This window comes from Schleiferilactobacillus harbinensis (assembly GCF_008694105.1).
In the GTDB taxonomy this organism is placed as follows: domain Bacteria; phylum Bacillota; class Bacilli; order Lactobacillales; family Lactobacillaceae; genus Schleiferilactobacillus; species Schleiferilactobacillus harbinensis.
Genome location: NZ_CP041364.1, coordinates 458,095 through 472,343 on the forward strand (window position 1 = coordinate 458,095; position 14,249 = coordinate 472,343).

The 14,249-nt window shown below is 50.6% G+C and carries 9 protein-coding genes, 4 tRNA genes and 3 rRNA genes; 15 read left to right on the forward strand and 1 reads right to left on the reverse strand.

Annotated features, from left to right (window positions below; translation table 11 throughout):
• Positions 1 to 50 precede the first annotated feature (50 nt).
• The 15 genes from FMM01_RS02585 (at position 51) to FMM01_RS02655 (ending at position 13,381) form a co-directional block, all read left to right on the forward strand.
• On the forward strand, positions 51 to 260 hold the full coding sequence (locus FMM01_RS02585) for a hypothetical protein (protein ID WP_027829393.1): 210 nt from the start codon (positions 51 to 53) through the stop codon (positions 258 to 260).
• Between the two features lie 170 nt (positions 261 to 430).
• Complete coding sequence (locus tag FMM01_RS02590; RefSeq protein WP_035441142.1) at positions 431 to 676, forward strand: GlsB/YeaQ/YmgE family stress response membrane protein; 246 nt, start codon at positions 431 to 433, stop codon at positions 674 to 676.
• A gap of 124 nt (positions 677 to 800) precedes the next feature.
• Positions 801 to 1,988, forward strand: coding sequence for a glycosyltransferase family 4 protein (locus FMM01_RS02595; RefSeq protein WP_150391594.1), 1,188 nt, complete (start codon positions 801 to 803; stop codon positions 1,986 to 1,988).
• Entirely contained in the window at positions 1,985 to 3,031 is a 1,047-nt protein-coding gene (locus FMM01_RS02600) for a glycosyltransferase family 4 protein (RefSeq protein ID WP_150391595.1), read from the forward strand. The genes FMM01_RS02595 and FMM01_RS02600 overlap by 4 nt, the downstream gene beginning before the upstream one ends.
• Positions 3,028 to 4,080 (forward strand): lysylphosphatidylglycerol synthase transmembrane domain-containing protein, encoded by a 1,053-nt coding sequence (locus FMM01_RS02605; RefSeq protein WP_051225448.1) that lies wholly within the window; start codon positions 3,028 to 3,030, stop codon positions 4,078 to 4,080. The genes FMM01_RS02600 and FMM01_RS02605 overlap by 4 nt, the downstream gene beginning before the upstream one ends.
• A gap of 79 nt (positions 4,081 to 4,159) precedes the next feature.
• Positions 4,160 to 4,393 (forward strand): YkuJ family protein, encoded by a 234-nt coding sequence (locus tag FMM01_RS02610; protein ID WP_027829389.1) that lies wholly within the window; start codon positions 4,160 to 4,162, stop codon positions 4,391 to 4,393.
• A 389-nt stretch (positions 4,394 to 4,782) separates the two neighbouring features.
• Positions 4,783 to 7,008, forward strand: coding sequence for an LTA synthase family protein (locus FMM01_RS02615; protein WP_081674934.1), 2,226 nt, complete (start codon positions 4,783 to 4,785; stop codon positions 7,006 to 7,008).
• A gap of 20 nt (positions 7,009 to 7,028) precedes the next feature.
• Positions 7,029 to 7,475 carry a Fur family transcriptional regulator gene (locus tag FMM01_RS02620; RefSeq protein ID WP_150391596.1) on the forward strand — a complete coding sequence of 149 codons (447 nt, stop codon included), beginning with the start codon at positions 7,029 to 7,031 and terminating at the stop codon, positions 7,473 to 7,475.
• Between the two features lie 548 nt (positions 7,476 to 8,023).
• Positions 8,024 to 9,595: ribosomal RNA gene (locus tag FMM01_RS02625) — 16S ribosomal RNA — on the forward strand.
• A gap of 110 nt (positions 9,596 to 9,705) precedes the next feature.
• Positions 9,706 to 9,779: transfer RNA gene (locus FMM01_RS02630), tRNA-Ile, on the forward strand.
• A gap of 10 nt (positions 9,780 to 9,789) precedes the next feature.
• Positions 9,790 to 9,862 (forward strand) — tRNA-Ala (locus FMM01_RS02635).
• Positions 9,863 to 10,030: 168 nt separating this feature from the next.
• Positions 10,031 to 12,949, forward strand: a 23S ribosomal RNA gene (locus tag FMM01_RS02640).
• 100 nt (positions 12,950 to 13,049) lie between these two features.
• Positions 13,050 to 13,166 (forward strand): 5S ribosomal RNA (gene rrf / locus FMM01_RS02645).
• Together the 16S, 23S and 5S rRNA genes with 4 tRNA genes alongside form the textbook arrangement of a ribosomal RNA operon.
• A 12-nt stretch (positions 13,167 to 13,178) precedes the next feature.
• Positions 13,179 to 13,251: transfer RNA gene (locus FMM01_RS02650), tRNA-Asn, on the forward strand.
• 39 nt (positions 13,252 to 13,290) lie between these two features.
• Positions 13,291 to 13,381: transfer RNA gene (locus FMM01_RS02655), tRNA-Ser, on the forward strand.
• Between the two features lie 346 nt (positions 13,382 to 13,727).
• On the opposite strand, the gene FMM01_RS02660 is transcribed toward FMM01_RS02655, so the two are convergent.
• On the reverse strand, positions 13,728 to 14,012 hold the full coding sequence (locus FMM01_RS02660; protein ID WP_027828982.1) for a hypothetical protein: 285 nt from the start codon (positions 14,010 to 14,012) through the stop codon (positions 13,728 to 13,730).
• Between the last annotated feature and the right edge of the window lie 237 nt (positions 14,013 to 14,249).

A 14,249-nucleotide genomic window follows, 5' to 3' on the forward strand; every position in this document is an offset into this window, starting at 1 on the left:
TTACTTGCGTTCGGTATAGTAAAGACAATCAAGCAAACGAGGTGAATGAAATGACACAACGTATTCCAGTAAGAATTGTATCGATCCAGGGCCAAACGATTTACGGGGTCGAAGAAGATGGCCATATCACCCGGGTGTTCCTGACGCCTAAGCAGGAAGACGATCCGCTGTATCTGCGGATCTTGCACCGCATCCAGCAATCGCAACTGTGGCTGGCAATGAATCCGCGGCATCAGCTGATGGATAATGGCTGGTTGTAGCTAATTCTTTTAAGAGATTTCGCTAGGTCAGGACCCATTTACGGGAACCTGGCCTTTTTATCCGCCTTGGGGTGCTTTATAATTCGGTCTTTGGTGCCATTTTTGCTGGCGGCGGCCTTGCTATAATCGGATTAACAAGTTGGCGAACAGCCAGAATGGAGGAACTGATCATGTTCCATTGGATTTGGGTCTTAATTGTCGGCGCCATCGTAGGCGCGATTGCCGGCGGAATCACGGGGCGCGGCGACAGAATGGGTTGTGTGACCAACATTCTGGCTGGTCTGGTGGGTGCTGGGGTCGGCCAGGCGTTGTTCGGCCACTGGGGTTGGCACGTCGCCGGCATGGCGGTGTTTCCCGCCATCATCGGCGCGGTGATCGTGGTCGCCGTGGTGTCTTTCTTCGTTGACCGGCGCTGATCGTTTCTTCTTACAATGCTGAAAGGCGGCTTTCACCGCCTTTTTTTCCATGTTATGCTATTGTATAGTTAGCTTTGTACAGTAGGAAACGGTTACACAGTCAATGAAGCAGGAGGACAAGCACGTGAACATTGGGTTATTTACAGACAGTTATTTCCCTCAGGTGAGCGGGGTAGCTACTTCAATTAAGACCCTGGCCACAAATTTAGAGAAGCGGGGGAATTCTGTCTACATCTTCACGACAACGGATCCCCATGTGGCGAAGGACGCCGTGGAACCCAATGTATTTCGGTTTTCGAGTATTCCCTTCGTCTCCTTTACGGATCGGCGCATTGCCGTGGGCGGCTTTATCCGCGGAGTGGAAGTGGCCAAGGATCTCAAATTGGACATCGTTCACACGCAAACGGAGTTTTCTTTAGGTTTGCTGGGCAAATACGTTGCTAAGCAGTTAGAAATCCCGGCGGTGCATACGTACCACACAATGTATGAAAATTACCTGCACTACGTCTTAAACGGTCATTTATTGCGGCCTTACCACGTGAAGCAGTATATGCGGGCGTATCTGGCCAACATGAACGGCGTCATTTGTCCCAGTGAAAAGACCCGGGAGTCGCTGATCGGGTACGGCATCAAGATTCCCATGCGGGTAATTCCCACTGGTGTCGATCTTAGTCAATACGATCAGCAGCCCCAGCAGGATTTGCGGGCAAAGTGGCATTTGGCCCCGGACACGCCGGTGCTGCTGTCCCTCAGCCGAGTGGCATATGAAAAGAAAATCGATATTGTCCTTGGCGCTTTTCCCCAAATTCTTGACCAAGTGCCCCAGGCGGTGTTGATGATCGTCGGCGACGGCCCCGCTTTGGACGATTTGAAGCAGCAGGCTGAGGACCTGGTCGTGGCGGACCATGTGCTGTTCACCGGTGAGGTACCCCACACCCATGTGAACGATTATTACCACATGGCCAATGTGCTGGTGTCGGCCTCTGATACCGAATCACAGGGCTTGACCTATATTGAGGCGTTGGCAGCTAATTTGAAAGTCGTTACCCGGGCGGGCGAATACACCAACAGTCTGTTTGACGATCCGTCGTTGGGGATCACGTTCAGCGACACGCCGGAAATGGTTCGGGCCACGGTGGAATATTTGCGCCACCCGCACGCTTTTGACGATGAAACAACACGCCAGCGCAAGCTCTATGATATTTCAGCTGACCATTTCGGTGAGCAGGTGCTGTCATTTTACCGGACGGCCGAAGTTCACTATGCATCAATGGTTTATGACGAAGACGAAGATGGGGAGTTTTTTGAATGATTAAGATTCACATGTTTTCCTCGGCGACGAAGGTCGCGGGGCAGGGTGTCGGCAGTGCCTACACGGAGCTGATGGGATTGCTGAAACGTCATTTTCCCGATCAGTTTGACGTACGGGTGAATGATTATAGTGCCAGCGACATCAGCCACTATCACACGATCGACCCCCAATTTTTCTTGACGATGCATGAGAAAAAACGGGGGCGGCGGATCGGGTACGTGCATTTTTTGCCGGAGACGCTGAAAGGGTCGCTGTCGATTCCGTGGCCGGCGGATGAGGTGTTTTATAAGTACGTGATTGCTTTTTATAAGGCGATGGACCAGCTGGTGGTTGTTAATCCCAGTTTTATTCCAAAGTTAGCGGACTACGGTATCCCCGCCAGTACAGTGGAATATATCCCGAACTTCGTATCCCAGCAGGATTTCTATGCGTACACCCCGGATCAAAAACAAACGCTGCGCGCACAGCTTGGGATTCCGGCCAGCAAGTTTGTCGTCTTCGGCAATGGCCAAGTGCAGGAACGCAAAGGGGTACGGGATTTTATTACCCTGGCTCAGACTCATCCGGACGTGCAGTTCATTTGGGCTGGGGGGTTCTCCTTCGGCCGCTTGACGGATGGGTATGAGGGGTTCAAAAAGGCGATCGACAATGCACCTCAGAATTTGACCTTCACGGGTATTATTCCCCGGGAAAAGATGCGGGATTATTACAATGTCGCCGATCTGTTCCTGCTGCCCAGCTATGATGAACTTTTCCCCATGTCGGTCCTGGAGGCTTTTGCCTGCGGGGTACCGGTGATGCTGCGGGATTTATCTTTGTATCACGCCATCATCAACAATCGCTACATCCCAACCGCTGACGTGACTGAGATGGCGACGCAGCTCGCCCGTGTGGCGGCTGATCCGAGTGCTCTGGCCCCTTGGCGGGCACAAGCCGTTGAGGCGGCCCAATACTATTCTGAAGACCGCCTGGCGGGCATTTGGTCTAAATTTTACACAACCCAAGCCGCTCTCGGTCAACGGACACGAAGAAGGACACCATGAGTCGAAAAAACAAACTCGCATTTTTCATCATGCTCGTGCTCAGCATGGGTATCCTGGTTTTCGAATTACGGACCATCAATATGGCCCATTTTTGGCGGGATCTGCTTCATCTTAACTGGTGGTGGCTGCTGTTTGCGGTAATCATTATGATTGGTCAGCTGTGTATCGAAGGCGTGATCATGCAGGTCCTGACAAATGATGAGAACACCCGCCTCAGTTATCACAACGCGGTGCGCGTACCCTTTATCGAGCAGCTGTTCAACAGTATTACACCATTCTCCTCCGGTGGTCAGCCGGCGGAATTGATTGCGATGATGCAGTCCGGTGTCGAAGCGGGCAAGTCCAGTTCGCTGCTGTTGATGAAGTTCATCATCTATCAGCTGGCAGTCCTCGTGAACTTCGTGTTGACCATGGTGGTCGGCTTTTCTGCTGTCGCTCAGCAGTTTTCCGGGATCGCCTGGCTGATCCTCCTGGGTTTTGTGACCCATCTGTTCACGATTGCCACGCTGCTGATGATCATGTTCTGGTATCGGTTCACCAAGCGGCTCCTGCAAATCGTAATGAAGCCCGTGGGCTGGTTCATGTCGGCGGCTCGTTTTAACGAGTTGATGACGACGTTAGATCACAAGATCGATACGTTTTACGAAGAAAGCCAGCGCTTGAAGCAAGAAAAGAAACGGGTGGTCAAAGCAGTTATTTTGACCATGGTCCAATTATTGATTTATTATAGTATCCCGTACTTCATCTTGCTGGCGCTGGGGCAAACGAATGCCAATCCGTTCAGCGTGATGTCGATGCACGTGATGATCGTCATGATCACCTCGATCTTCCCCATCCCAGGCGGGACGGGCGGTGCCGAGTACAGCTTCCGGACTCTGTTTGCTGCTTTTATCCCCAATGCCTCGCAATTAGTGCTGGGGATGCTGCTGTGGCGGTTCATCACTTACTATGTCGGGATGTTCTCTGGGGTGGTCATGCTGGCTGTACCAGCGCACAAGGATGCTCAGGTGGATAAAAGAAAAACGGCCGAAGTCGATAATAATGCCTAAAAACATGCATATTTATCTCCACATGTGCCCTGACATTTGTTAAACTGACAATGAAGCCTGAAGTGAAAGGGGCATGGGCATGGAAAGCTCACAATTAGTAGCGATCATTAATCGCCTGGACGCCATGATCAAAGAAGACGGCCAAGAAGAACGGACCCGTCGCTTTGAGATTGACGGTACCGAGAAGTGTGCCGTGACGTACGATCCCGCTTCCGATTCGTTTATGTTGGAAGAGTTCGACGCGCACCAATCATTCCAATTCGATAACATTGATCTTGTCGCCATGGAAATCTACGACCTGTTGTACGACTAAACAAGTTGGCGAGCCACGGGCACAATAGCTGGGACACGTCACATCGTTCCAGTTTTTTTGTATGCAGAGGGCGAAATCGACCGGTTAGAAGCGTAGGGATAGTGTCGGGAAGGCACAAACCCCGGTTTTGGGTTTTTGCCTTCCCAACACTATCCCCTAGCTTCTGGTCGATTTCGCCCGTTTAGGGGGAGGCTGGCGCCCTAGCTTCTGTCGGCCGAAGCCCGTTTAAGAGGGAAGGCCCCCGCCCCCGCGGACCCTTAAAAAATGCTTTAACTTCGTGTACCTGATGGGCAGATACGTTGTCAATCAGTGCTCACTCAGGTACAATTTCAACAGACTGTAAAGATTATGCACCATTACTTTAAATATCGAGCGTGGAGGAACATCTGATGAAAAATGCGTTACACGCAACACGTCGTTTTTTTAATTCCCGGTGGGGCTTCTTTCTGCTGGCAGTCGTGCTGTTTTGGATCAAGACAGTGTATGCCTACACGACAAAATTCAATCTCGGCGTCAAGGGCGGTATGCAATACCTGCTATTGGTATTGAACCCGCTGCCCACCACGCTCCTCCTGTTCGGCATTGCCTTGTACATGAAAGGGCGCAAGTCCTACATTGTGATGATCGTGATCGACCTGCTGACGTCTATGTGGCTGTTCGCTAATGCCCTTTACTACCGCGAGTTTTCCGATTTTCTGGGTATCAACTTGATCAAAGGGAGCGGGGCGGTTTCGAACAACTTAGGCACCAGTATTGTCGGCATTACCAAAGCGTCGGATTTCCTGCTATTCCTAGATGTGGCTATTCTGATTCTGCTGCTGGCATTCAAGGTAATCCGTATTGATGTGCATCCGTTGAAGATTCGCTATGCTTTAACCGTTACGGCTTTTGCTTTAGCCTTGTTCGGGTTGAATCTGACAATGGCCCAAAATGACCGCAGCGGATTGCTCACGCGGACCTTTGATAATAACTACATTGTTAAATATCTTGGGCTCAATGCCTACACGGTATACGACAGTGTAAAGGCGGCGCAAACCAGTGCCGTTCGTAATAAGGCAGACAGCTCGGACATGAAGAGTGTGCTGAAATACTTAAAGACCAGCCGAGTCGGGCCGAACACGGAGTATTACGGCAAGGCGAAGGGTAAGAATATCATCGTCATCCACTTGGAGTCGTTCCAGCAGTTTCTGATTGACTTTAAATGGGATGGGCAGGAAGTTACCCCGAACCTGAATAAGATCTATCACGCCAATGACACGCTGTCCTTCTCCAATTTCTTCCACCAGGTCGGGACCGGCAAAACTGCCGATGCTGAAATGATGATGGAAAATTCACTGTTCGGTTTGCCGGAAGGTCCTGCCATGGTGCAATATGGTACGACCAATACCTTCCAGGCCGCTCCGGCGATCTTTGATCAGAAGGGCTATACGACTGCCGCGTTCCATGGCGATGTGCCGTCTTTCTGGAATCGGGATAACACCTATAAGTCTTGGGGATACGATTTCTTCTTCAGTACGAATTATCTGCCCAAGAAAGCCAGTTACATGGAAAACTACGGGATGAAAGACAAGATCTTCATGCTGGAGTCGGCCAGCTATCTGGAGAAGCTGCCCCAGCCGTTTTATAGCAAACTGATCACCGTCACCAACCACTATCCTTATCCGTTGGATAAAGCGAATCAGTCCATCAGCAAGACTGATACCGGTGATAATACTGTGGACGGTTATGTACAGACTGCCCATTACCTGGACCAAGCCATCGGGGAATTTATGAGCTGGCTGAAGAGCAGCGGTATGGAAAAGAACACGATGGTTGTCTTTTATGGGGACCACTACGGCATTTCGGCCAACCATAAGAAAGCAATGGCCAAACTGACCAACAAGGACTCTTTCAACAACTATGACAATGCGATGTATCAGCGTGTACCGTTCATGATCCAAATGCCTGGTCTCAAGGGCGGTATCAACACCACTTTCGGTGGCGAAATCGATGCTCTGCCGACGATTCTGGATTTGGCTGGGGTACCGAACACTGATACGGTGCAATTCGGTCAGGATCTGCTGGCCACTAATCGCAACCAGATCGTGCCTTTCCGTAATGGGGACTTCGTGACACCGAAGTACACCAAAGTCGGGTCCACGTATTATGACACCAACACGGGGAAAGCTTTGAAACTGACCGATGCCCAGAAGGAAGAGATTGGCAAGATCAACAACCATGTTCAAACTGAGCTGTCTTTGTCAGATAAGGTCATCACTGGTGATTTGCTGCGTTTCTATAAGCCCAGCTGGTTTAAAAAAGTGGACAAGAGCGACTATAATTACAAGAAGAGTAAGGGGGATGCGCTGCTGAAGAAATTGCAGAAGGAATCGCCCACAAGTCTCTTCCAGAAGAATAATGACAAATCAACGATGGACAAGTACAAGACGAACGCGCCAGAGTTGAAGAGCAGCAGCAACTACAGCGAAACCGCCGATGGCGCCGCAGCCAGCAGCAGTTCGACCGATGACGCAGCCAGTGAATCCTCCGCGGCCAGCAGTTCGGCGAGCAGCAGCAGTGCCGACGCCAAGAGCTCGGCTTCGTGGAGTATGAGCAGCAGTTCCAGCAGTAAGTAGTTTTAGAAAGGATGAGGGCTATGGCCACAGAGACACTCAGTCCCAGTGCGTTGTTGAAAAAATCCCATGCGCGGGTGACCCCGCAGCGGGAAGCGATCTTAGGCTTCCTCATGGGTACCGATTCCCATCCGACCGCCGATGATATTTACCATCATCTGGGCAGCCGCTTTCCCAATATGAGTATCGCGACCGTATACAACAATTTGCGTACCCTGACTGGGTTGGGGCTGATCCAAGAGTTGTCTTATGGTGATAGTTCGTCCCATTTCGACTTTGTCGAGACAGCCCATTACCACGCTATTTGTCAGGTATGCGGCAAAATCTTCGATATGTACTATCCTGGATTGAACGAGATCGATACGATCACCGAGAACGCTACAGACTTCGCTGTGACTAGTCACCGGATCGAAGTCTATGGGATTTGCAAGGACTGCCAGAAGAAGCGGTCAGAGAAGAAAGCAGAGTAGTGTACGAGGCGCCGGCTTTAATAGCCGGTGCCTTTTTTCGACTGCAAGGCGTGGCAACAATTGTTTTTATCTTTTTTGAATTAATCGTTGTTCAGTGTTTATTGGAAATCGACGGGAACACGCCGCTTGATATTCGGTTGATGGTTGCTACAAACAAACGATAGAAAACAAAAAACTCAGATCGTTCATATTTACAGAAACCGCATATCATATTCTTGTAAAAAGGGTGTTGACGAAGCGGGACTGGGCTGATAAGATATTATTCGTTGTCGTGATGAGCGACAGCGACGAAAGTGCGTCAGGACGCGGATGGCAACGATTAATTAAAAAATTAGATGTTGACATTCGAGTGTGTGCATGATATAGTAATTAAGCTGTTTTTTACAGCGCAGGCCTTTGAAAACTGAACAAAGTTTTGACGAACGGATCACATATCTTCCTTCGGGAAGATAAGCAATCCCGCAAATGTATCGGTACTCAGCTTCGGCTGAGGCAACATTTGCGAATGTCAATTTCGCAAGCAAGTAAATTTATTGAGCCGCAAACTTTTAAATGAGAGTTTGATCCTGGCTCAGGACGAACGCTGGCGGCGTGCCTAATACATGCAAGTCGAACGAGGTTTGGTCAGTTTGCGGTGGTGCTTGCATCACCAATTACCGATCAAACCGAGTGGCGGACGGGTGAGTAACACGTGGGTAACCTGCCCTTCAGCAGGGGATAACATTTGGAAACAGATGCTAATACCGTATAACCACGGAGACCGCATGGTCTTCGGGTAAAAGATGGCGCAAGCTATCACTGAAGGATGGACCCGCGGCGTATTAGCCAGTTGGTGGGGTAACGGCCTACCAAAGCAATGATACGTAGCCGACCTGAGAGGGTAATCGGCCACATTGGGACTGAGACACGGCCCAAACTCCTACGGGAGGCAGCAGTAGGGAATCTTCCACAATGGACGCAAGTCTGATGGAGCAACGCCGCGTGAGTGAAGAAGGCTTTCGGGTCGTAAAACTCTGTTATTGAAGAAGAACGTGTATGACAGTAACTGGTCATGCAGTGACGGTATTCAATCAGAAAGTCACGGCTAACTACGTGCCAGCAGCCGCGGTAATACGTAGGTGGCAAGCGTTGTCCGGATTTATTGGGCGTAAAGCGAGTGCAGGCGGTCTTTTAAGTCTGATGTGAAAGCCTTCGGCTTAACCGAAGAAGGGCATCGGAAACTGGGAGACTTGAGTGCAGAAGAGGAGAGTGGAACTCCATGTGTAGCGGTGAAATGCGTAGATATATGGAAGAACACCAGTGGCGAAGGCGGCTCTCTGGTCTGTAACTGACGCTGAGGCTCGAAAGCGTGGGTAGCAAACAGGATTAGATACCCTGGTAGTCCACGCCGTAAACGATGAATACTAAGTGTTGGAGGGTTTCCGCCCTTCAGTGCTGCAGCTAACGCATTAAGTATTCCGCCTGGGGAGTACGACCGCAAGGTTGAAACTCAAAGGAATTGACGGGGGCCCGCACAAGCGGTGGAGCATGTGGTTTAATTCGAAGCAACGCGAAGAACCTTACCAGGTCTTGACATCTTCTGCCAGGCTGAGAGATCAGCTGTTCCCTTCGGGGACAGAATGACAGGTGGTGCATGGTTGTCGTCAGCTCGTGTCGTGAGATGTTGGGTTAAGTCCCGCAACGAGCGCAACCCTTATGATCAGTTGCCAGCATTCAGTTGGGCACTCTGGTCAGACTGCCGGTGACAAACCGGAGGAAGGCGGGGATGACGTCAAATCATCATGCCCCTTATGACCTGGGCTACACACGTGCTACAATGGGTGGTACAACGAGCAGCGAGACCGCGAGGTCAAGCGAATCTCTAAAAACCATCCTCAGTTCGGATTGCAGGCTGCAACTCGCCTGCATGAAGCTGGAATCGCTAGTAATCGCGGATCAGCACGCCGCGGTGAATACGTTCCCGGGCCTTGTACACACCGCCCGTCACACCATGAGAGTTTGTAACACCCAAAGCCGGTGAGACAACCGCAAGGAGTCAGCCGTCTAAGGTGGGACAAATGATTAGGGTGAAGTCGTAACAAGGTAGCCGTAGGAGAACCTGCGGCTGGATCACCTCCTTTCTAAGGAAAAAGTCCTGTGACCCCCGGTCACAGGCAACGGAAACCGATACAGTCAAAACTTTGTTCAGTTTTGAGAGGCCTGCCTCTCAAACAGTCAGTGCACGCAGATCGGGCCTATAGCTCAGCTGGTTAGAGCGCACGCCTGATAAGCGTGAGGTCGATGGTTCAAGTCCATTTAGGCCCATCGCACTATCGGGGGTTTAGCTCAGATGGGAGAGCGCCTGCTTTGCACGCAGGAGGTCATCGGTTCGATCCCGTTAACCTCCATTGGCCGTCAGGCCAATGATTGACTAAATTTGTTCTTTGAAAACTGGATATCATGAAGTGAAGGTCAGCTTGTCAGAGCTGACCACACCGAGAAACACCACTGTGATTTTTTTGAGTTCAGGCGGACTGAGTCCGCCGAATCAAGCGCTGTTTACAGCGTTTCACTTAGGTTAAGTGAAGAAGGGCGCACGGCGGATGCCTTGGCACTAGGAGCCGATGAAGGACGGGACAAACACCGATATGCTTCGGGGAGCTGCACGTAAGCTTTGATCCGAAGATTTCCGAATGGGGGAACCCAGCCATCTGAGAAGGTGGTTGATCAGTCGTGAATACATAGCGGCTGATCGGCAGACGTGGTGAACTGAAACATCTCAGTAGCCACAGGAAGAGAAAGAAATTTCGATTTCCCAAGTAGCGGCGAGCGAACAGGAAAGAGCCCAAACCAGCGTGCTTGCATGCTGGGGTTGTAGGACCGATGTAGTGAGTGATAAAAGAAGGAATTAGGCGAACGGCCTGGGAAGGCCGGCCAGAGCGGGTGACAGCCCCGTAGCCGAAAGTTGCTTCTCTCCAATCGGGATCCTGAGTACGGCGGAACACGTGAAATTCCGTCGGAATCTGGGAGGACCATCTCCCAAGGCTAAATACTCCCTAGTGACCGATAGCGAACCAGTACCGTGAGGGAAAGGTGAAAAGCACCCCGGAAGGGGAGTGAAACAGTACCTGAAACCGTGTGCCTACAAGTAGTCAAAGCCCGTTAATGGGTAATGGCGTGCCTTTTGTAGAATGAACCGGCGAGTTACGTTAGCTAGCGAGGTTAAGGCAGAAAAGCCGGAGCCGGAGCGAAAGCGAGTCTGAATAGGGCGAGTGAGTTAGCTGATGTAGACCCGAAACCAAGTGACCTACCCATGACCAGGTTGAAGGTGCGGTAAAACGCACTGGAGGACCGAACCCACTTATGTTGAAAAATGAGGGGATGAGTTGTGGGTAGCGGTGAAATTCCAATCGAACTTGGAGATAGCTGGTTCTCTCCGAAATAGCTTTAGGGCTAGCCTCGGAAAAGCGGATACTGGAGGTAGAGCACTGTTTGGATGATGGTCCCGTCTCGGGATACTGAATGCAGATAAACTCCGAATGCCAGATATTTGTTTCCGGGAGTCAGACTGCGAGTGATAAGATCCGTAGTCGAAAGGGGAACAGCCCAGATCACCAGTTAAGGTCCCTAAATCCATGCTAAGTGGAAAAGGATGTGAAGTTGCACAGACAACTAGGATGTTGGCTCAGAAGCAGCCACCATTTAAAGAGTGCGTAATAGCTCACTAGTCGAGTGACTCTGCGCCGAAAATGTACCGGGGCTAAGCATGGTACCGAAACTGTGGGTGCGACCGCAAGGTCGTGCGATAGGAGAGCGTTCTAAGGGCGGTGAAGGCAGACTGTGAAGACTGCTGGAGCGCTTAGAAGTGAGAATGCCGGCATGAGTAACGAAAAGGCAGGTGAGAATCCTGCCCGCCGCAAGACTAAGGTTTCCTGGGGAAGGTTCGTCCGCCCAGGGTTAGTCGGGACCTAAGATGAGGCCGAAAGGCGTAATCGATGGCCAACAGGTGGAGATTCCTGTACCGATCTGTTATGTTTGAGCGAAGGAAGGACGCAGGAGGCTAAGGTGAGCACGCAGCTGGAAAAGCGTGTCCAAGCACTGAGTCTGGGAGCGAGTCAAATGCTTGTTCCTAAGGACAAGGTGTGATGGGGAGCGAAATTAAGTAGCGAAGCACCTGATGTCACACTGCCGAGAAAAGTTTCTAGTGAGTAACAGATCGCCCGTACCGCAAACCGACACAGGTAGTCGAGGAGAGTATCCTCAGGCGCGCGAGAGAACCCTCGTTAAGGAACTCGGCAAAATAACCCCGTAACTTCGGAAGAAGGGGTGCTGACCGGAAGGTCAGCCGCAGTGAATAGGCCCAAACAACTGTTTATCAAAAACACAGGTCTCTGCTAAATCGAAAGATGACGTATAGGGGCTGACACCTGCCCGGTGCTGGAAGGTTAAGAGGATCTGTTAGCGTAAGCGAAGCAGAGAATTGAAGCCCCAGTAAACGGCGGCCGTAACTATAACGGTCCTAAGGTAGCGAAATTCCTTGTCGGGTAAGTTCCGACCCGCACGAAAGGTGTAATGATTTGGGCACTGTCTCAACGAGGGACTCGGTGAAATTATATTACCCGTGAAGATGCGGGTTACCCGCGACAGGACGGAAAGACCCCATGGAGCTTTACTGTAGCTTGATATTGAGTGTCTGTACCGCATGTACAGGATAGGTAGGAGCCGTAGAAACCGGGACGCTAGTCTCGATGGAGGCATTGGTGGGATACTACCCTTGCAGTGCGGCCACTCTAACCCGCGCCACTCAGCGTGGCGGGAGACAGTGTCAGGCAGGCAGTTTGACTGGGGCGGTCGCCTCCTAAAGTGTAACGGAGGCGCCCAAAGGTTCCCTCAGAATGGTTGGAAATCATTCACAGAGTGTAAAGGCATAAGGGAGCTTGACTGCGAGACAGACAGGTCGAGCAGGGACGAAAGTCGGGCTTAGTGATCCGGTGGTTCTGTATGGAAAGGCCATCGCTCAACGGACAAAAGCTACCCTGGGGATAACAGGCTTATCTCCCCCAAGAGTCCACATCGACGGGGAGGTTTGGCACCTCGATGTCGGCTCATCGCATCCTGGGGCTGAAGTTGGTCCCAAGGGTTGGGCTGTTCGCCCATTAAAGCGGTACGCGAGCTGGGTTCAGAACGTCGTGAGACAGTTCGGTCCCTATCCGTCGCGGGCGTAGGAAATTTGAGAAGAGCTGCCCTTAGTACGAGAGGACCGGGGTGGACATACCGCTGGTGTACCAGTTGTGCCGCCAGGCGCAGAGCTGGGTAGCTATGTATGGCAGGGATAAGCGCTGAAAGCATCTAAGTGTGAAGCCCCCTTCGAGATGAGATTTCCCATTCCTTTAAGGAAGTAAGACCCCTGAGAGATGATCAGGTAGATAGGCTGGGAGTAGCAGCCCCGTGAGGGGTGGAGCGGACCAGTACTAATCGGTCGAGGACTTAACCAAGAGCGTACCGGAAGGTACGCACCTCAAAGAGTCACATTGGTGATTCGAAGAAAGAACTTCATGATGTCCAGTTTTGAGAGAACAAACTCTCAAATTTAAGTACAGTGGCGATAGCGAGAAGGAACTACCTGTTCCCATGCCGAACACAGAAGTCAAGCTTCTCAGCGCCGATAGTAGTTGGTGGGAAACTGCCTGCGAGGGTAGGACGCTGCTGTTCTTATTTTTTTATTCCGGTTTAGCTCAGTTGGTAGAGCGCTTGACTGTTAATCAAGATGTCGTCAGTTCGAGTCTGACAACCGGAGTTGATGGGACGAGTAGATCGTGCATCAAACTTTCGACTTGGAGAGCTGTCCGAGAGGCCGAAGGAGCATGATTGGAAATCATGTATACGGGCATTAACCTGTATCGAGGGTTCGAATCCCTCGCTCTCCGTAATTGACTCGAACTGAGTTTACTTGAACCCCTGAAATGCCTTTATACCGGCGTTTCGGGGGTTTTGTTTTTGTCTGGATTTGATCGAATTACGATGACTGTGCACAAATCTTGCACAGAAAACGGATCGTAGTCCACAGTCAAAAATGTGCTGATACGGCTTGCAGCAAGGTCCTCAAGACGATTCGCCGGATTATTGGCGCATGAAAAGGCAGATTATCTCAGAACTCTGGTAAAGGGTTGCTGAGTTAATCTGCTTTAATTATTGAAATGGCAGTTCAAGCTAATTAGGCGACTGTAAAACACACGATGAAAATTCGCCAGTTAATCACGGGAAAGGCCGTTACTAAAACTGATAAGTCGTTGAATCAAACCCCACATGCTTAGCGACTTGATGGTCAATGTTGGCATAGAGCGAATTGGTGACTTCTTCCTTGATTAAAGGAGCAAGTGTTTCGGCAAATTTTGCTGTGTACAGCTTGGCAGCTAAATCACCAAATTCTTCCGGCTTTGCGCTAATCAGGTTTTGCTCCGTTGAACCTAAGTCAACGGTTTCAAGCGCACGCAAAACTGCAATTTTGAATGCGCGCTCGCCATCAACCTCAAAATGTATGTTCAACTGATTGTCCATCTAAATCATCTCCTATCGGATAAGGTGATTATCTCACGAAAAAGGAAACGATACCAATACCGCTGAAAAAATGTAGAACAGCGGCAATGGTATGACTTTATGATTTAGCTTCCGCCACGGCTGCACGTTATTTGCTGCGGACCTGGGGAGCGATCTGCAGCAAATCAAAGGTATACTGGTAGTCAGTAAGAGCAGTAATATAGCATAAACATACCCAACAGACGCTTGGCGTTGCAT

Coding starts and splice junctions, on each gene's coding strand:
- FMM01_RS02590 (WP_035441142.1), top strand. CDS start 431: ATGTTCCATTGGATTTGGGTCTTAATTGTCGGCGCCATCGTAGGCGCG.
- FMM01_RS02585 (WP_027829393.1), top strand. CDS start 51: ATGACACAACGTATTCCAGTAAGAATTGTATCGATCCAGGGCCAAACG.
- FMM01_RS02615 (WP_081674934.1), top strand. CDS start 4,783: ATGAAAAATGCGTTACACGCAACACGTCGTTTTTTTAATTCCCGGTGG.
- FMM01_RS02620 (WP_150391596.1), top strand. CDS start 7,029: ATGGCCACAGAGACACTCAGTCCCAGTGCGTTGTTGAAAAAATCCCAT.
- FMM01_RS02600 (WP_150391595.1), top strand. CDS start 1,985: ATGATTAAGATTCACATGTTTTCCTCGGCGACGAAGGTCGCGGGGCAG.
- FMM01_RS02610 (WP_027829389.1), top strand. CDS start 4,160: ATGGAAAGCTCACAATTAGTAGCGATCATTAATCGCCTGGACGCCATG.
- FMM01_RS02660 (WP_027828982.1), bottom strand. CDS start 14,012: ATGGACAATCAGTTGAACATACATTTTGAGGTTGATGGCGAGCGCGCA.
- FMM01_RS02605 (WP_051225448.1), top strand. CDS start 3,028: ATGAGTCGAAAAAACAAACTCGCATTTTTCATCATGCTCGTGCTCAGC.